Raw genomic sequence first — 17,729 nt, 5'->3', positions numbered from 1 at the left:
GCAGTATCGCCGAACGGCTCACCGCCCGAGCTCGACCGACCGATCCACCTCCACCTCCTCCAGGAATCGTTCGTCGTGCGAGACCACCACGAGCGCACCGCTGTAGGCACGCAGGGCCTGGGTCAAGTGCGCGAGACCGGCCAGGTCGAGGTTGTTGGTGGGCTCGTCCAGCAGCAACAACTGCGGAGCGGGATCGGCCGCGAGCACGATCGCGAGCGCGGCCCGCAGTCGTTCCCCACCCGACAGTGCCCCCACGGCGACCTCGGCGTGCCGGCCGCGGAACAGGAAGCGCGCCAGACGTGCCCGCACCTGCTGCGGAGTCAGGTGCGGCGCACGATCCTCGGCGTTCTCCGCGACCGAACGATCGTCGTCGAAGATGTCGAGCCGCTGCGGGAGCAACGCGAAGGGAACGTGGGGTTCCGCCTCGACGATGCGGTGCAGCAGGGTCGTCTTCCCCGACCCGTTGGGGCCGCGCAGCGCGATCCGTTCCGGCCCGACGATCTCGAGCGGTGCGTCCGCCACACGCCGGCCGGGTGGAACCGCGGTTCCGGGCAGGTCGATGCGGATCTCCGGATCGTCGCGCACGGCGTCCTTCGCGCGATCGAGGTTCTCCCGTGCAGTGGTCAGATCCTCCTCGTGCTCACGGCGGAATCGCCCGGCGGATTCCTGCGCCTGCCGTTTGCGCGCGCCCATGACGATCTTGGGTTCGCGCTTCTGCTCGTACATCTTCTGCCCGTAGCGTTGCCGCCGGGCGAGCGTGACGTGCGCCGCCGCCAATTCGCGTGCCTGGCGCCGCACGTCGTTACGGGCGTCCCGCACTGCGGCCCGTGCCGCCTCCTGCTCCTCCGCGACGATCCGTTCGTACTCGCCGAATCCGCCGCCGAACAGGCGCAGAGCCCCGTTGCGCAGTTCGGCGATCGAGTCCATGCGGTCGAGCAGTTCCCGGTCGTGCCCGGCGACGAGCACCGTGCCGGGGAACCGGTCGAGCGCATCCTGCAGGCGCGCACGTCCGTCGGCGTCGAGATTGTTCGTCGGCTCGTCGAGCAACAGCGCGTCCGGCTCGTCGAGCAGGCGTGCGGTGAAGGCGAGCAGCACCGTCTCCCCGCCGGAGAGCTGACCGACGGTGCGGTCGAAATCCCCGACGTCGTGCAGGATCCGGTCGAGGCCGACGCGATGCATGAGCGCAAGAGCGCGGTCCTCGATGTCCCACCGATCGGCTACGACCTCGAAGTCCCGATCGTCGAACGATCCTGATTCGATGCGGCGCAGGGACTTTCGGATATCTCCGATGCCGAGGACGGAATCGACCGGCACCGTCGGATCGAGGGTCACGTCCTGAGGGAGGTAGGCGACCCGTCCCCGCACCGTCGACGAACCGGAGGTCGGGCGGAGTTCACCCGCGATCAACCGGAGCAGGGTGGTCTTCCCGCTTCCGTTGCGTCCCACCAGGCCGATCCGCCCCGCCGGGACGACGGCGTCGAGATCCTGCACGGCGACGGTGCCGTCCGGATGGGCGTAGGAGAGTGCGGACAGCGTGATACCGGATGAAGACATGATGGCTCCCGAAGGGTGAGGGTCGATTGCGCGAGTGCGCGGGGGACGGGACCTCTCACAGGAGCAACGGACTTCTCCGATCGACGGGTACTGGATGCGAACACCATGGTGAGCCCGCACCGTCCGGGATGCAACCGAATATTTCACCCCGACTCCTACCTGCGATAACAGGCACGGGCTCGAAAGTGCAGGCATGATCGGGACCGTGTGGATCCGACTGATCGGTATGGGAGTCGCGACAGTCACGGTGCTGTCGCTGTCGGCGTGTGCCCTCGGCCCCGATCAGCCCGAGACGATCGCGGAGGAGTTCGCTGCCGCTCTCGACGCCGGCGACGTCTCCGGAGCGGCAGCGCTGACCACCGATCCGGTAGCCGCGGAGTCCGCGATCGATGTCCTCTTCGCCGGCCTCGGCCACGACGACCCGACCGTGAGTGTCGCGGGGACGGGCGACGGCGACACCTTCGACCTCGACGTGACGTGGAACTTCGGGGAGGGCCGCGACTGGTCGTACCGCACCACCGGCAGCGCGACGGAGGACCCCGAGGCCGACGCGTGGCGGGTCCGCTGGGACCCCACGGTGCTGTCACCGGAACTGGCGGGCGGCGCGTCGCTGGAGTATCTGACCACCGTCGGCGCCCCGCCGACGATCTTCGACCGGGCCGGGCGGCCGCTCATGGGGGAGCAGGTCGTCACCGTCGTTAACCTGGATGCCACCGCCGATCCGGCCGCGGTCGCTCCCGTGCTGGCCACGGTCGTCCCGACGATCACGGCGGAGAGTCTCGCCGAGCAGGTCGCGGTGGCCGCCGGCGGCGCTGCGGGAGTGATCACGCTGCGTGAGGAGGACCTCGCACCGATCGAGGATCGCCTCGCCGCGCTGCCCGGCGTGACGCTCGTGCCGCAGACCCGTCTGCTCACCACCGAGCGCGACCTCGCCTCGCCCGTGTGGTCCGGCCTCGCCGAACTGTGGCAGGAGGGGCAGGACGCCTCGGCCGGCTGGGTGATCCGGCGGGTCGCGGCGGACGGCACGACGAGCCAGGTCGCCGGCGAAGCCGGACCGGAGGCACCCGACCTGACCAGCACGATCGACCTCGACCTGCAGCGACGGGCCGAGGAGGTCCTCGCGGGTTTCGACACGCCCGCGGTGATCGTCGGGATCGAACCCTCGACGGGCGCGATCCGCACGATGGCCCAGAACGACGCGGCCGACGCCGAGGGGCCGATCGCCGCGACCGGCCTCTATCCGCCGGGGTCGACGTTCAAGGTGGTGACGACGGCGGCGGCGCTCGATGCCGGGCTCGCCGAACCCGACACCGTGCTGCCGTGCCCGGGCGTCGCATCGGTCGGCTCCCGAACGATCCCGAACGACGAGAACTTCGATCTCGGCCCCGTGCCGCTGCACACCGCGTTCGCGTTCTCGTGCAATACGACCATGGGGCAGCTCGCTCTGGACCTGCCGCCCGACGCCCTGCGCGCCACCGCGGAACGCTTCGGTCTCGGCATCGATTACGTCACGCCCGGTCTCGTCACGGTCACGGGTAACGTGCCGGTCGCAGACACCGATGCTGCCCGCGTGGAGGCAGCGATCGGACAAGGTCGGGTGACGGCGTCGCCGTTCGGGATGGCGCTGGTCGCAGCCTCGGCGGCGAACGGCCGCACGCCGGTTCCGACGATCGTGGAGGGGCAGCCGGCGACCGCGGATCGGGAGGCCGAACCGATGCCCGAGAACGTGCTGACGGCACTGCGAGAGATGATGCGCGAGACTGTGATCGAGGGTACAGCCGGCACGTTGCGCGACATTCCCGATCTGACGGGGAAGACGGGGACGGCGGAGTACGGTGACAACGTCGGGGCGCACGGCTGGTTTATCGGATCACAGGATAATCTTGCCTTTGCGGTGTTCGTGTCGGGGGCGGACGGCTCCGCCCCTGCCGTCGAGGCGGCGGGTCGATGGCTGAGGGGGTAGGACGCGTGGCGCAATTGTGATGTGTTCGTGCACAACGCGTGCTGGCATCTCGTGTGACTGAAGTGAAGGTTGTTACATATGAGATTTCGTGATTGGCGGGGGAAGCGGGGGCGCATCGTCGCGCTGGCCGTGTGCCTCGTCGTGGCTGTCGTCGCTCTGACGACGGTTGTGTTCTCGGATTCTCGAAGCGAGGCGCAACGCCTCGTCGACGACTTCGTTGCCGCCCTCGACGATCGTGATGCGGGCGCAGCGGCGGCCCTGACCTCCTACCCGAACGCGGCGGAGGAAACGATCTCGCAGATGTACGACGGTCTGTCCGACGGCACCGTCGACTACGACGTCACCCAGCTGGTCGAACTCAACGACGACTCGGGATACTTCACGCTCTCCGCCGGCTGGAATTTCGGTGAGGGCAAGGACTGGTCGTATCAGGTCACCGGTTCGGTGCGGAAGCTCGCCGTCGGCTGGCGTGTGTCCTGGGACCCGGAGGTCGTCGTCCCCGACCTGTCCGGCGGACGCACCGTCCACCACGTGCGCACCGACGCCGCGCCGCCGAAGATCTTCGACCGCACGGGCCGCCTCCTCATGGAGGAACAGACCATCAACGCCGTGGTGCTCGACCCGGCGGCGATGCCCGACCCCGTCGACACCACCACTCGTCTCGCGGCGGTTCTCGAGCCGGTCGCACCCGTCATCACCGCCCAGCTGATGCAGGAGCGGATGGCGGAGAACCCCGGAAACCGGATCACCGCGGTCAAGCTCCGCGACCAGGACTACCAGTTCCTCGAGGGCGGCATCGTGTCGATCCCCGGGGTCGAGGTGCTCACGACACCCACCCTGATCAGCGCCGATCGGCGGATCTCCACGCCGCTGCTCGACTCGCTGCGCTCGGCCTGGCAGCTCGAACGCGACCGGACGGCAGGCTGGGCGGTCACCCTCGAGGATCCCGAGGAGGGCCCGATCCAGGTGGCGGGCTTCCAGGGCCCGCCGCCTCCGGACCTGCAGGCGACCGTCGACTCCCAGGTGCAGCTCGCCGCGAAGGAAGCGGTCGTCACCGCAGGTACCCCGGCCGCGGTGGTCGCCATCCAGCCCTCGACCGGTGGCATCCTCGCCGCCGACGTCAACAACTGGGCCATGGAACTCGGTCCCGTCATCACCCACGGTCTCTACCCGGCCGGCGGCGTTCTCGATCCGGTCCGGCTCGCGGCCGGCCTCGAGCACGGCGTCGATCCGAACGACGTGGGATCCGATGACGTCGCCTCGACCGCCCGTCGCCTCGGCCTCGGCGTCGACTACGACGTGCCGGGCTTCGAGTTCGAGACCTCGCAGATCGGGCACAACCGCTCCGGAGTTGTCCAGTTCGCCGGATCGGATTCCGACGAGAACCTGATCACGCCGCTCGGCGCCGCGGTGCTGGCCGCCTCGGTCGCACGGGGCAGCGTCGCTGCCCCGACGATCGTGCAGGGCCAGGAGACGGTCGTCCACGACGCCCCCGAGGCGCTGCCCGGTTCTGTGATCGACGCCCTGCGCGGCATGATGATCGACAACGTGCAGAACGGTCCGGCGTCCTTCCTCCGCGGACACGCCGGTCTCGCGGGTATCGCCGCGGCGAGCGGTGAGGACCGCTGGTTCTTCGGCTACACCGGCGGCGACCTGGCCTTCGCGGTCTTCGTCGCCGATGCCGACGGCGGCGACCGCGCGATCAAGATGGCCGACACCTTCCTGCGCAAGCTCGGAGAACCCCTGCTCGGGGAGTGATCGGCCGGAGGCCGGTCCATGGTGCGCTGATCCGCCGGAGGCCGGTCCGCGGCGTACAGGTACGTTGAGCGACCGTGACCGTCCTCGACCTGGCACTGCTCGTGGTTGCCGGATTCTTCGCGGGTGTCGTCGGGTTCGTCACCGGCCTGGCGTCGATCGTCTCGTATCCGGCGTTGCTCGCCGTCGGCCTCCCGCCGGTCGCGGCGAACGTCACCAACACCGTCGCGATGGTCGGTGTGGGTGTCGGGGCGCTGACCAATTCGGCGCGGGAGGTCGTCGACACCGGCCCCCGCGTGTGGTGGTGGACGCTCTACGCCGCGCTCGGCGGCGTGGTCGGCGCGGCTGTCCTGCTCGTCGCGCCGCCCGACTCGTTCGAGGCGATCGTTCCGGGTTTCGTCGCGCTCGCCGCTCTCGCGCTGCTGCTCCAACCACGCATCCGCACCCTGGCCGGCGGTCGCGACCTGCCGCGGGTGTTCTCCGTGGCGGTCTTCGTCGTCGCGGTCTACGGCGGATACTTCGGTGCCGGCGCCGGCGTCGTCTTCTACGCGCTGGTGCTTATCTGCACGTCCGAGCAGATTTGGCGCGCGAGCATCCTCAAGAGCTACCTGCTCGGCGTCGCCAACCTGGTCGCGGCGATCGGGTTCGCAGTCTTCGGACCCGTGCACTGGGGTGCGGCGGCCGCCATGGCCGTCGGCGCGTTCGCGGGTGGCTACTGCGGTCCGCCGCTCGTGCGGCGCATACCCCCGAACCTGCTGCGCGTGGGTGTCGCGCTCGCAGGGTTCGGGTTGGCGGTATGGCTCGCTCTCCGCTGAGCAGCGTCCTGTGCAGTGGTGCTACTGCACGCCGTGCATGAGCTTCTTGATGTGCGGCGCGAAGAGGGCCAGCACGATGCCCACTGCGATCGACGCTCCGCCGATCCACAGGTAGTACGGCACCTCGTTGTTCTCGTCGTAGAACCCCGCGAGGGTGCCGGCCATGGCCGTACCGCATGCGACGGACAGGTAGAACAACGCGACCATCTGCGTGTGGAAGTTCTTCGGCGCGAGCTTCGTCGACAGCGACAGTCCGACGGGGGACAGGAACAGCTCGGCGAAGGTGAACAGCAGCAGGATGAAGACCAGTCCGAGCAGCGGAGCGCTGTTGGGGCCGCCACCGGCCATGGGGATGAAGCACAGGAAGGCGATGCCCATGATGATCGTGCCTGCGGCGAACTTGATGGGCGACGAGGGCTGACGCGGTCCGAGTTTGGTCCACACGGCGGCGAAGACACCCGCGAACAGGATGATGAAGACCGGGTTGATCGACTGCACCCAGGACGGCGGGAACTCCCACCCGAACAGATTACGGTCCAGGCGTGTGTCGGCATAGACGGCGACCATCGTGAACTGTTGCTGGAAGAGCGACCAGAACACCGCGCTCGCGATGAACATCGGGATGAACGACAGCACCCGGCTGCGCTCGACCGGCGTGATCTGCTTGCTCGACAGCATGAGGACGAAGTAGGTGATCGTCGCGATGATGGTCAGGGCGACGACGATGTCGGACATGTTGCTCGTCGTGACGAGGCCGGTCAGCGCGGCGACCGCGATGAGGACCACGGCGACCAGACCGATCCCGGCGGCTTTCGTGCGCGTCTCGGCGGGAAGCGGATGGGGTGGCACCTTGCCGATGTCGCCGAGATGCTTGCGGTAGATCGTGTACTGCAGCAGGCCGAGGAACATGCCGACCGCGGCGAGACCGAAGCCCCAGTGGAAGCCGTAACGCGTCTGTAGGAAGCCGGTGAGCAGCGGGCCGACGAGCGCGCCGATGTTCACGCCCATGTAGAAGATGGAGAAACCGGCGTCGCGTCGCGGGTCCTGCTCGTCGTAGAGATCGCCGACGATTGACGTCGCCGTGGCCTTCAGACCACCGCTACCGAACGCGACCAGCACCAGGCCGATACCCACCCCGACGAAACCGGGCAGCACCGCGAGCGCGATGTGGCCGAACATGATGAGCACGGCGCTGTAGAACAGGGTCCGTTCGGAACCCAGCAGCCGGTCGGCGATCCACGCCCCGAGAATCGTCGACAGGTAGACCGTGCCGCCGTAGGCGCCGACGATGGAGGTCGCAGCCCCCTGGCTGATCCCCAGCCCGCCCTCGGATGCCGAGTAGTACAGGTAGTAGATCAGGATGCCTTGCATGCCGTAGAAGGAGAATCGCTCCCACATCTCGACACCGAACAGGTTGGCCAGGGGTAGTGGCTGACCGAAGAACCGATGGTCGGATCGCGACCCGGTCAGAGTAGGTGGTTCCAGCGTGGACATGATCTCCACTGTTCCACCGCACGGGGCGCGAGCGCGAAAAATTCGCGTATCCCGCGGTCGCAGATCACACTTCGCGTGTGAGTGCGAGAGCTGCGACCGGAGGGTCGGTACTGGTCGACCTCGGCGAGGTCAGTGAGCGTCGACCTTGCGGTGCTGGAGCAGTCCGACGACCACGCGCCAGCCCACCAGGAACAGGCCCAAGAAGATCGTCGCGACGATGATGAAGGCGGTTGCGGTGCCCTGACCGGTGACGGCCCGCAGCAGCATCCCCACGACGAGGGTGCTCACCCACACGAGCAGTCCGGTGGGAACGGCCGCGAAGGCGTCGAACTTGTCGCGGTAGAGCCACGCGGTGAAGAACCATCCGACGGTGAGGCCGCCGAGGAACGGCCACGCCGTTCCTGCGAGCCCCACGAGATCGAGCACTTCGTCGTGACTGGAACGACCGAGCACGGCGAATACGACGACGAGAACGACGTCGATCGCCAACGCCGGGATGTACTTCTTCACGGGTCCAGAGTAGCGGCGGCGCGGGGCGCGTCGGAATCTCCGGCGCGTGCTCTCGAGCACGATCCGGACCGGTAGAGCGGGTGGAACGCGGCAGCGCCCCTGCCGGAGCAGGGGCGCTGTCTGTGCGAGAGGGGTCAGGCCTGCAGGCCGGCCTCGATCTCGAGGGTGATGGTGATCTTGTCGCCGACGACGGCTCCGCCGCCTTCGAGCGGCATTTCGATGCTGATGCCGAAATCCTTGCGGTTGATGACGGTGGTGGCCTCGAAGCCGGCGACCGGGCCCTGGCCCATGCCGGGGTTGACGCCGTTGAACTCGAGCTTCAGGTCGACCGGGCGGGTGACGCCGTGGAGCGTGAAGTCGCCCGTGACGATGTAGTTATCACCGTCGGCACGCACGTCGGTCGAGGTGAAGGTGGCGACGGGGAACTGCTCGGCGTCGAAGAAGTCGGCGGAGCGGACGTGCGCGTCGCGGTCGGCGTTCTTGGTGTTGATCGACTTGACGTCGATCTCGGCGTTCACCGATGCGGTGCCGTCCTCGGCGACGGTGATGGCGCCGGAGAAGTTCTCGAAGGTGCCGCGAACCTTGCTGACGACGAGGTGCCGGACGGTGAAGCCCACGTTCGAGTGGACGGGATCGATGGCCCAGGTGCCGGTGGTCAGGCCGGGGAAGGTGGTGGTGGCGGTCGTCATGGTGGTCCTCCTCGATGGTCAAACTTTCAACTGCCTGTCGACAACCATGCCACCAAATAGTTGCATGCGCAACTACATCGTGAGGTGGATCACGCCGGCTCGGGATTCTCGACCGGACGCCGCCGCCGCTCCAGGGCGCTGCGCTCGTGTTCTGCGCGCTCGGCGATCGGATCGATCTCGTCGGGTCCGTTGCCCCGGTACATCGCGGCGACGGTGGCCCAGCCCGCCAGGGCCACGAACGCGAAGCTCACCATCCGATACACGAAGACCGCTGCCAGCGACTGCGACGCGCTCAGCCCGGCAGCGGTGAGCGTCGCGATGAGGGTGCCGTCCACGAATCCGAGGCCGCCCGGTGCGAGCGGCACGCTGCCCACGGCCTTCGCCGCCGCGAACGCGATGAACAACCCCGCCACCGACGGGGAGCCGCCGACAGCCCAACACGCCAGTCCGAGGCACGCGACATCGGCTGCACGGTGCACGGCCGACCACGCCACCGCGGCCACACCGTCGCGACGCGCGAGTTCGACGGACTCGAGCTGCGCGAGGGTGCGTTCGAAGACGTCGAAGCCGGTGTCCCTCGGCTTCCTCGTGATGCGGTTGACCCGACGGAGCACCCACGTGCCCGCCGCCTCGATCGACGTGGGGTTCTTCGCGACGTACCGCAGGCCGAAGATCAACGCGATCGCGCCCGCGAGCGACAACACGAGAGTGACGGGGCTGATCCGGCTGCCGACCGCGAACGCACCGATCATGCCCACCGACGCCAGGGTCACGGCCGCGATGACGCCGGAAACCGCGAGTTGCCACGAGGCGACCACGGGGGTCGCACCCCACTTGCGGGTCTGCTTGTAGGTGAAGGCCGTGGAGAAGACCGGACCTGCGGGCAGGGTCACCGCCATCGCCGTGCTGCCGTAGATCACCGACGCCGAACGCCAGTGCCCGACGCGCACCCCGCCGGCGCGGAGCAGTCGCTGCTGCACTCCCGCGAAGCCGCTGAGGGAGATCATCTGCGCCAGCACGGCCGCCGCGAACCAGCCCCAGTGCATCTCCGTGACCGCGCGCCACGAGTCGCTCATCGTCGGCCACAGGTAGATCGCCTCGACCGTCAGCAGAGCCACGAGGGCGATCGCCNCCCACTTGATCCACCGGAACGAGCCCCGACGCGGCGTGGCGTCGGGGCATGGAGGATCGTCGTGCGGCTGCGCCACGCTGTTCACCGTAACCGACCGTCGGGTCACGAAGAGGGCGCTGTGGCCGTTCCGCGTCGTTCGCGGGTGTCGCGGGACGGACCGTCACTCGTCCGTCGAAGTGTCCGTCCCGTTCGCTTCTCCGGGGGCTCCGGGATAGCGAACCGGCCATGCGAGATGGGTCATCCGCCGCCGGCCGCGAAGCTGCACCTCGTCGCCGAGTTCCCAGTGGCTGCGCTCCTCGTCGTCCGCGAAGTACAACGCGCTCGACGACGCGAGAACCCTACTCGGACGCAGTTTCGCCAGCTCGGTCAGGCGCGAGGCCTCGTTGACCGGGTCGCCGATCACCGTGTACTCGAAGCGCTCCGCCGCGCCGATGTTGCCGGCCACCGCGAGTCCCGCCGACACGCCGATCCCGACATCGAGTCCGGTGATCTCGTCCAGAGCGAAACGCAGTTCGCGGGCCGCCGCGAGCGCCGCCGTGGGGGCGTCCGGCCGGTCGAGGGGAGCGCCGAAGATCACCAATGCCGCGTCGCCCATGAACTTGTTGACGAAGCCGTGATGATGGTCGACCACCTCGACGACGACACGGAAGAACTCGTTGAGCAGTTCGACGACCTCGCTCGGCGGGCGCTCGGCGGCCGTCGCCGTCGAACCCACCATGTCGACGAACAGCACCGCGACGTAGCGCGTCTCACCACCGAGCTCGGTGCCGTACTGCAGGGCCCGGCGCGCGACGTCCTCACCGACGTGCTGACCGAACAACTCCCGCAGACGCCGGCGTTCGTCGGACTCGGCCATCATGCGGTTGAAGCCGACCTGTAGGCGTCCGATCTCACTGCCGTCGAACACCTCGACCTGCACTCCCGAGGCGCCGCGCTGCACGCGTTCGATCGCCCAGCGCAACTGCTTGATCGGGTCGGAGATCTGCGCCGACGTCAGCAGCGACAACACGAGCGCGAGACCGATCGACGTCACCGCGAGAGCGAGCACGGACAGGGCGAGCGCGTCGGCGTCGAAGTCGGTGTTGGCGCTCAACTGCGTCACGCACAGCAGCACGATCCCGGCGACCGGCATGAGCGTGCCCAGGCCCCAGGTCATGGCCAGGCGCGTGCCGACGCCGGGAGCCATCGTCCGGTCGAAGTTCCCCTCGCTCAGCGCCCGCGCGGCGACCGGCCGCAGGATGCGTTCACCGAGCATGTAGGTGAAACCGAAGGTGCTGGTCGCGGCCATTGCGACGGTGACCGAGACCGCCACCGCGAGCGACGGCATCTCCTCGGCGGTGAGGAAGACGAAGAGCACGCCGCCGAGCAGCCACAGACCGAGGTGCACGATCGCCTGTCGCAGCGGGGCGTGCAGGGCCGCCATCTGTTCGGCCCGGGTGGGCGGGCCGCCGCGGAGCTGCCACCGGACGACAGAGCGCAGCGTGATCGCTGCGGCGCCGAGGCTCACGATGCCGGCGAAGACCAGGTACACCGCGAAGACCGCGAAGTTGCGGACCCGATCCGCGATGATGGCGTCGGTCTCGGCGATGGGGATGCCGTACCGGACGAAGGCGAACACGAGCATCGCACCGAACAGGTTCGACGCGCCCATGGAGACCATGTAGAGCGGCCAACGACTCCGCAAGGTGGCGGCGACAGCTCGGTACGACCTCAGCACGACTTCAAATCAAACCACTGTGCGGACGGTCACAGGATGGGGCGGTCACTGTTGGAGGCGCGGAGTGGTTGGATTCACTCGCCCCACCTACTGTGACGAAAGGTGCGAAACGTACACATGAGGCCGCCTCCGACCGGTCCCGACGCGGATGCACCCCTGTGGCGGGCCGCCCAGGTCTTCCGGCTCGTGACCGTCGCATATGCGGTGGGATCGCAGTTCTCGACCGTCGTGAACTACACCCGTCCGGGCTTGTCGTGGTTCTTCACCGGGGTGCTCGTGACGTGGTCGCTCGTCTCGGCGGTGTTGCTCTCCCGCGAGGCACGACTGCGCCGCACGGTCACCGTGGTGGACCAGATCCTCGCCGTCGCGTTGATGGCGGCGACCCGGCTGGTCGCCGACCACGACTGGTACAGCAACCACCAGACCATGCCCACCACGCTGTGGGTCGCCAACGCCGTGCTGTCGGCCGCGATCCTCGGCGGTCCGCTCACGGGCATCGGCTCGGCGCTGCTGATGTCCGTCGTCAGCGCGGTGGTGCGCGACCAGATCAACCTCGACCTGTGGCGCGACGCGACGGCGCCGGTGCTCGTCGCGTGCGGTGTGGCAATGGGTTTCGCCACCACCACCGCGCGCAGTGCGCACCGGCAACTCGAGCAGGCCGTGCGCGTGGCAGCGGCCACCGAGGAACGGGACCGGCTCGCCCGGCAGGTGCACGACGGCGTGCTGCAGGTGCTCGCGCTCGTGCAGCGGCGCGGACTCGAGCTGGGCGGTGATGCGACGGAACTCGCCGAGTTGGCCCGCGAACAGGAGACCGCGCTGCGGCAGCTGATCTCCGAACAGGACACCGACGTCGACCGCGGCGGTGAGCATGCCGACCTCACCGCCCTCGTCCGGGCCAGGGCCGGGACCGGTGCGACGGTGTCCGCGCCCGCCGGCCCGATCATGATCCCGCGGGATCGAGCGGAGGAACTCGCGGCGCTCACGACAGCGGCGCTGTCGAACACGCAACTGCACGCCGGCGCCGGTGCCGCCGCCTACATCCTCCTCGAGGATCTCGGCGACGAGATCGTACTCAGCATCCGGGACGACGGCGTCGGGATCGAACCGGGCAGACTCGACGAAGCTCGCGAACAGGGACGCATGGGGGTGTCCAAGTCGATCGTCGGGCGAGCGGAATGGCTCGGCGGCGTCGCACTGCTCGACAGCGATGTAGGCGAAGGAACCGAATGGGAGATCCGGGTACCGAAGGGGAATGAGTGGCCGAGATCAGCGCGGAAACACACGAGAACAGCACAGAAGAACGCAGCACCGTCAGCGTGATGGTGGTCGACGACCACCCGATCTGGCGCAACGCCGTCGGACGTGACCTCGAGGAGGCCGGGTTCACCGTCGTCGCCGAGGCCGACGGTGTCGCGAGCGCCGCGCGCCGTGCCGCCGTCGTCCGCCCCGACGTCGTGCTCATGGACATGGCGATGCCCGACGGCACCGGCACCGAGGCGACCCGCGCGGTCCTCGAGGTCTCCCCGGACAGCCGGGTGCTGGTCCTGTCGGCGTCCTCCGAACGCGACGACGTCCTCGGCGCGGTCAAGGCGGGCGCGTCCGGCTATCTCGTGAAGAGCGCCTCGGTGCACGAACTCGTCGACGCCGTCCTCGCGACCGCGCGGGGACAGGCCGTCTTCACCCCCGGACTGGCCGGGCTCGTGCTCGGCGAGTACCGCCGGATGTCGAACGACGTCGCCGACCGGAGACCCCCACCGACCCTGACCGGCCGGGAGACCGAAGTGTTGCGTCTCGTCGCGAAAGGGTTGTCGGCGAAACAGATCGCAGCGCGACTGACGCTCAGCCACCGCACGGTGGAGAACCACGTCCAAGCGGCGCTACGCAAACTGCAGCTCGCCAACCGCGTCGAACTCACCCGCTACGTCATCGAACAGGGCCTCGAATAGCGCTCCGCACAGTGGCTCCGACGACTTCGGAGGCATACCGTTCGTCCCGTTAAGCTCAGGGCATGGAACCGAAGGATCTGCGGGTGTCGGACGCCGAGCGCGAGCACGTCGGCGAACTTCTGCAGCGGGCGGTCGGGCAGGGAATGCTCTCGCTCGGGGAGTTCACCGAACGGATGGACACCGTCCTCGCGGCCAAGACCCGAGGCGACCTGAACCAGGTGCTCGTCGACCTGCCCGGTATCCAGATCCGGCCCGAGTTCCAGGAGCAGAATCTGCCGGGCATGTCGCAGGCGCACTATCCGGCGCCGAGTGCGGCCGGCTACCCCGCGCCGAGTGCAGCTGCTTTCCCCGCGACCGGCCAGGGCGCTCCTCTCGTGATCAAGGGCCGCGTCTCCGGCATCGAACGCAAGGGTCGCTGGCACGTGCCGCCCGCCGTCGTTCTCGACACCGTCGCGTCCTCCGTGACCCTCGATTTCACCGAAGCGGTGATGCAGACGCAGGTCGTGCGGATCGACGTGAGCGACTACCTCAGCTCGATCAACATCGTGCTCCCCGCCGAGGCCACGGCCGACGTCAACGGCGTCGAGAACGTCGCGTCGAGCGTGTCGTCGAAGGTGCGCGGCGGAGCGCCGTACGGACCGCTGCACGTCGTGGTGACAGGCAAGGTCCGCGGCGGGAGCTTCAACGTCACCCATCCGCTGTCCACGCGGCTGCGGAAGTTCTTCAACGGCAGCTGACCCCGGAAACACCCGAGGCGACCCGCTCTGCGGGTCGCCTCGAGTTCGTTCGTCAGATCAGTCGCGACGCTGCCGGGCGATCAGCTCACTGACGCTGATCGAACGGCCGCTGTCGGGACCGTGGCGTCCACGCCTCCGCGACTCCGCGTCGTTCTGCTCCGGCTGCGATTCGTCCGCTCGCGCTTCCGGCCGCTCGCCGGCCGGGCGGGGCGGCTGCTCCGGACCACGGGACCGGGAGGGCAGAGGCGGACGGGGACCGTTCTGTGTCGGCGGCTGCATGCCCTGCGTCGGCGGCTGCTGAGTGCCCGGCACGGGCGGTCGGGCAGGTCCCTGCGCCGGAGGTCGCTGGGCCTCCGATGTCGGGGGACGTTGCGAGTCCGGCGCCGAGGGGCGCGGTGCGTCGGAAGTGGGCCTCGGTCGCTGGGCCGAAGACTCCCCGCCGGGCGACGTACGGCGCAACTGCGACAGCCAGTTCTCGATCGCCTGCGGATCCCGTCCACGACCGGTGCCGGGTTCGCTCGGACGCGGAGCCGGGGCACCGGGCAGAGCTTCCGCATCGCCCGGGACAGCGGGCGGTCGGATGAAGGACTGCGGCAGCGGCGGCGGAACCTCCCCGCGCTGACGGCGGGGGAGCGGAGGCACCGACGACGGCGACGACGGGTCGGACGCACCGCGCTGTGTGGCATCGAGCGCACCGCGCTGTGTCTGATCGAGCGCACCGCGCTGTGTCTGATCGAGCGCACCGCGCTGCGTGACATCGCGCTGCGGCATCTCCGGGGCACGACGTTCGGGCTTCTCCGGGACACCCTTCTCCGGGCCTCCGAGCCCCGGAAGAGCCGAGCCGTTGCGCTCGTCCACCGGCGGCCGACCCTCCGGGCGACGACGCGGCTCCGGGATCGGACGCGACCGACGCCCCGGACCCGTACCGGGCTGCTCCGGACGGCTCGCCGGCATCGGACGCCCGGCTGCGGGCGGCACCCGTTCGCCGTTCCGCGGAGCAGCAGGGGGACGACCGGACGCGGGCGCGGCCGGACGGACCGGGGGGCGGCCCGGGGCCTGCCGTCGCACCGGCGGCGGCGTGAGATCGCGGAGCTTGCGCTGTTCGGCGGCCGGCCTCGGCGGAGCGATCTTGGGCAGCGGCTGCGTGAGGTCGGAGCCGCCCTCGAAGGCACCTGCCGGGAAGCGGTGCGCGCCCGTGGCCGCGACCGTCGCCGGCCCGAACATGCCGACGGTGATGAGCTCGGGAACGTCCTCGGGCATCAGTTCGTCGGCGAGGATCGGCTCGCCCAAGCCGATCTTCTCCTGGATCCGCTTCATCCACGCCGGAGCCCACCAGCAGTCGTCGCCGAGCAGCTTCATCACGGCGGGCACGAGGAACATGCGGATGACGGTCGCGTCGATGATCAGCGCGGCGATCATGCCGAACGCGATGTACTTCATCATCACCAGCTCCGAGAACCCGAAGGCACCGGTGACGACGATAAGGATCAGGGCGGCCGCGGTGATGATGCGACCGGTGTGGGCGGTACCGATACGGATCGACTCGGTGGTGCTCGCCCCCATCGATCTCGCCTCGACCATTCTGGAGAGCAGGAACACCTCGTAGTCGGTCGACAGGCCGTACACGATCGCGATGATCAGCACGAGCACCGGCGACATGATCGGCCCCGGGGTGAAGTTGAGCAGGTCGGCGCCGTTGCCGTCGATGAAGATCCAGGTGAGGATGCCCAGCGTCGAGCCGAGACCCAGGGCGCTCATCAACACGGCCTTGACCGGCAGCACGAGCGAGCCGAACGCCAGGAACATCAGCAACGTCGTCAACAGCACGACGACCACGACCATCAGCGGCAGGGTCTCGAGCAGGGCCCCGATGGAGTCCTGCTCGATCGCCGGGGTGCCGCCGACGAGCACTTCGACACCCTCGGGCCATTCGGCTGCGTGCAGGTACTCGACGGTGTCGGCGGACTCGTTGCGGTCGGTCAGACCGGCCTTGAGCACACGGACGCCGTCCTTCGCGGGGCCGGTGATCTGGAACTTCTCGACGAGGCCGGGAGCTTCGCTGGCCGTCGTGATGATCTTGTTGAGGTCGCCGCCCTCGGCGCCGCGGACCACGAGCTTGACCGGCTCGGCGCGCTGGCCGGGGAACAGTTCGTCGAAGGTCTCCTGCGCGACGCGCGTGGGGTGCTCGGGCGGCAGGTAGGTCTCGTTGATGCCGCCGAACTTGATGCCGGTCAGCGGCATGATGAGCAGCAGCAGGCCGATGACCGTCGGGATGGTCACCTTCATCGGGTTGACCATCACCCAGCGGCACAGGCGGCCGAGGAAACTGTTCTCGACCTGCTCGTTCGACTGGATCTGCCCGAAGCGTTTCATGCCGAACTTGTCGATGCGCCTGCCGAGGATGCTCAGGATGGCGGGCAGGATCGTGATCGACAGCAGGGCAGCCAGTGAGACCGCCGAGATCGCGCCGTAGGCGACCGACTTGAGGAAGCCCTGCGGGAACAGCACGAGACCACCGAGGCTGGTGACGACCATCGTCGCCGAGAACACCACCGTGCGACCTGCGGTGACGACGGTGCGTCGCACCGCCGCCGGGGTGTCGTAACCCTCGGCGAGTTCCTCACGGAACCGCGACACCATGAACAGGCCGTAGTCGATCGCCAGGCCCAGGCCGATCAGTGAGACGACCGGTGCGACGAACGAGTTGACCTCGGTGAAGTTGGTGATCAACCGGACGATGCCGTTCGCCGCGACGATCGTGAGACCACCGGTGATCAGCGGGAGAGCGGCCGCGACGACGCCGCCGAAGACGAAGAACAACAGGATGCCGACGGCCGGGATCGCGAGGATCTCCATGCGCTTGATGTCGTTGGCCATCGTGTCGTTCAGTGCGCCGGAGATCGGCTGCAGACCGGCGAGCTGCACGTCGACGCCGTCGATGTAGAAGGCGTCCTTGATCTCGCGGAAGTTGCCGGTCAGCTCCGTGTCGTCCTCGCCGGCGATCGCGACCGACGCGATCGCGTGCTGACGCGACGGATCGGCCAGCGACGGCAGCGACGGCGCGTCGTCGGTGGGCCAGTACGCACCGTTGATCTTGAGGATTTCGTCGGGATGCTCGGCGACCAGCGAGTTCAGGCTGTCGGTGACCTTCGCCGCGAACTCGGGATCGTCGACCGTGCTGCCCTCGGGTGCCGTGTACAGCACCAGCACGTCGCCCGCGGTGTCGCGGCCGAAGGTGCCGTCGGCGAGCTTGGCAGCGGCGACGGACTCCGAACCGGGATCGTCCCAGCCGCTCTGGCTGAGGTGATCGTTCAGGCTCAGCCCGTACCCGGCGAGCGCGAGCAACCCCGCGACCATCACCGCAATGACGGTGAAGCGCGCGCGGTAGACGAGCTCTCCCCAACGGTCGAACACGTA

General features: G+C 68.8%; 12 protein-coding genes and 1 pseudogene. 6 read left to right on the top strand and 7 right to left on the bottom strand.

What is annotated here, in order from left to right:
* Positions 1 to 18: 18 nt before the first annotated feature.
* Complete coding sequence (locus tag QR64_RS09635) at positions 19 to 1,554, bottom strand: ABC-F family ATP-binding cassette domain-containing protein (RefSeq protein WP_039585018.1); 1,536 nt, start codon at positions 1,552 to 1,554, stop codon at positions 19 to 21.
* 193 nt (positions 1,555 to 1,747) lie between these two features.
* Between QR64_RS09635 and QR64_RS09630 the strand changes: the two genes are divergently transcribed.
* The 3 genes from QR64_RS09630 (at position 1,748) to QR64_RS09620 (ending at position 6,087) form a co-directional block, all read left to right on the top strand.
* Positions 1,748 to 3,517 carry a penicillin-binding transpeptidase domain-containing protein gene (locus QR64_RS09630; RefSeq protein ID WP_039585016.1) on the top strand — a complete coding sequence of 590 codons (1,770 nt, stop codon included), beginning with the start codon at positions 1,748 to 1,750 and terminating at the stop codon, positions 3,515 to 3,517.
* Positions 3,518 to 3,595: 78 nt separating this feature from the next.
* Positions 3,596 to 5,275 carry an NTF2-like N-terminal transpeptidase domain-containing protein gene (locus tag QR64_RS09625; protein ID WP_050993558.1) on the top strand — a complete coding sequence of 560 codons (1,680 nt, stop codon included), beginning with the start codon at positions 3,596 to 3,598 and terminating at the stop codon, positions 5,273 to 5,275.
* 74 nt (positions 5,276 to 5,349) lie between these two features.
* The gene (locus QR64_RS09620) at positions 5,350 to 6,087 is read left to right on the top strand and encodes a sulfite exporter TauE/SafE family protein (RefSeq protein WP_006552709.1); all 738 of its coding nucleotides are present in this window, start codon (positions 5,350 to 5,352) and stop codon (positions 6,085 to 6,087) included.
* Positions 6,088 to 6,108: 21 nt separating this feature from the next.
* On the opposite strand, the gene QR64_RS09615 is transcribed toward QR64_RS09620, so the two are convergent.
* The 5 genes and pseudogenes from QR64_RS09615 to QR64_RS09595 all read right to left on the bottom strand — a co-directional run bounded on the left by QR64_RS09615 (position 6,109) and on the right by QR64_RS09595 (position 11,572).
* Positions 6,109 to 7,581 (bottom strand): peptide MFS transporter, encoded by a 1,473-nt coding sequence (locus QR64_RS09615; RefSeq protein ID WP_033096407.1) that lies wholly within the window; start codon positions 7,579 to 7,581, stop codon positions 6,109 to 6,111.
* 129 nt (positions 7,582 to 7,710) lie between these two features.
* A complete protein-coding gene (locus tag QR64_RS09610; RefSeq protein WP_006552707.1) occupies positions 7,711 to 8,091 on the bottom strand; it encodes a DUF3054 domain-containing protein in 381 nt (126 codons plus the stop codon).
* A gap of 134 nt (positions 8,092 to 8,225) precedes the next feature.
* Positions 8,226 to 8,780 (bottom strand): YceI family protein, encoded by a 555-nt coding sequence (locus QR64_RS09605; RefSeq protein ID WP_039585015.1) that lies wholly within the window; start codon positions 8,778 to 8,780, stop codon positions 8,226 to 8,228.
* Between the two features lie 89 nt (positions 8,781 to 8,869).
* A pseudogene (locus QR64_RS09600) lies at positions 8,870 to 9,911 on the bottom strand (lysylphosphatidylglycerol synthase transmembrane domain-containing protein); the annotation flags it as partial.
* Between the two features lie 161 nt (positions 9,912 to 10,072).
* Positions 10,073 to 11,572, bottom strand: coding sequence for an adenylate/guanylate cyclase domain-containing protein (locus QR64_RS09595; protein WP_039585012.1), 1,500 nt, complete (start codon positions 11,570 to 11,572; stop codon positions 10,073 to 10,075).
* A 174-nt stretch (positions 11,573 to 11,746) separates the two neighbouring features.
* Here QR64_RS09595 and macS point away from each other — a divergent pair, with 174 nt between their 5' ends.
* From macS to QR64_RS09580, 3 genes are all read left to right on the top strand, one after another.
* On the top strand, positions 11,747 to 12,949 hold the full coding sequence (gene macS / locus QR64_RS09590; protein WP_039585011.1) for a MacS family sensor histidine kinase: 1,203 nt from the start codon (positions 11,747 to 11,749) through the stop codon (positions 12,947 to 12,949).
* Complete coding sequence (locus QR64_RS09585; RefSeq protein ID WP_006552702.1) at positions 12,949 to 13,575, top strand: response regulator; 627 nt, start codon at positions 12,949 to 12,951, stop codon at positions 13,573 to 13,575. The genes macS and QR64_RS09585 overlap by 1 nt, the downstream gene beginning before the upstream one ends.
* A gap of 62 nt (positions 13,576 to 13,637) precedes the next feature.
* The gene (locus tag QR64_RS09580; protein WP_006552701.1) at positions 13,638 to 14,312 is read left to right on the top strand and encodes a DUF1707 domain-containing protein; all 675 of its coding nucleotides are present in this window, start codon (positions 13,638 to 13,640) and stop codon (positions 14,310 to 14,312) included.
* A gap of 57 nt (positions 14,313 to 14,369) precedes the next feature.
* On the opposite strand, the gene QR64_RS09575 is transcribed toward QR64_RS09580, so the two are convergent.
* The gene (locus QR64_RS09575) at positions 14,370 to 17,726 is read right to left on the bottom strand and encodes an MMPL family transporter (protein WP_039585010.1); all 3,357 of its coding nucleotides are present in this window, start codon (positions 17,724 to 17,726) and stop codon (positions 14,370 to 14,372) included.
* Between the last annotated feature and the right edge of the window lie 3 nt (positions 17,727 to 17,729).

The sequence above is a fragment of the Rhodococcus sp. Chr-9 genome (assembly GCF_000801125.1).
In the GTDB taxonomy this organism is placed as follows: domain Bacteria; phylum Actinomycetota; class Actinomycetes; order Mycobacteriales; family Mycobacteriaceae; genus Rhodococcus; species Rhodococcus pyridinivorans.
The sequence above is the reverse complement of the archived record's forward strand: the minus strand, read 5'-3'. Positions and strand labels throughout refer to the sequence as shown.

Bases quoted from the DNA above. Each gene is read 5' to 3' on its own strand.
- QR64_RS09595 (WP_039585012.1), bottom strand. From the start codon at position 11,572: ATGGTCTCCATGGGCGCGTCGAACCTGTTCGGTGCGATGCTCGTGTTC.
- macS (WP_039585011.1), top strand. From the start codon at position 11,747: ATGAGGCCGCCTCCGACCGGTCCCGACGCGGATGCACCCCTGTGGCGG.
- QR64_RS09585 (WP_006552702.1), top strand. From the start codon at position 12,949: ATGGTGGTCGACGACCACCCGATCTGGCGCAACGCCGTCGGACGTGAC.
- QR64_RS09580 (WP_006552701.1), top strand. From the start codon at position 13,638: ATGGAACCGAAGGATCTGCGGGTGTCGGACGCCGAGCGCGAGCACGTC.
- QR64_RS09630 (WP_039585016.1), top strand. From the start codon at position 1,748: ATGATCGGGACCGTGTGGATCCGACTGATCGGTATGGGAGTCGCGACA.
- QR64_RS09625 (WP_050993558.1), top strand. From the start codon at position 3,596: ATGAGATTTCGTGATTGGCGGGGGAAGCGGGGGCGCATCGTCGCGCTG.
- QR64_RS09635 (WP_039585018.1), bottom strand. From the start codon at position 1,554: ATGTCTTCATCCGGTATCACGCTGTCCGCACTCTCCTACGCCCATCCG.
- QR64_RS09605 (WP_039585015.1), bottom strand. From the start codon at position 8,780: ATGACGACCGCCACCACCACCTTCCCCGGCCTGACCACCGGCACCTGG.
- QR64_RS09615 (WP_033096407.1), bottom strand. From the start codon at position 7,581: ATGTCCACGCTGGAACCACCTACTCTGACCGGGTCGCGATCCGACCAT.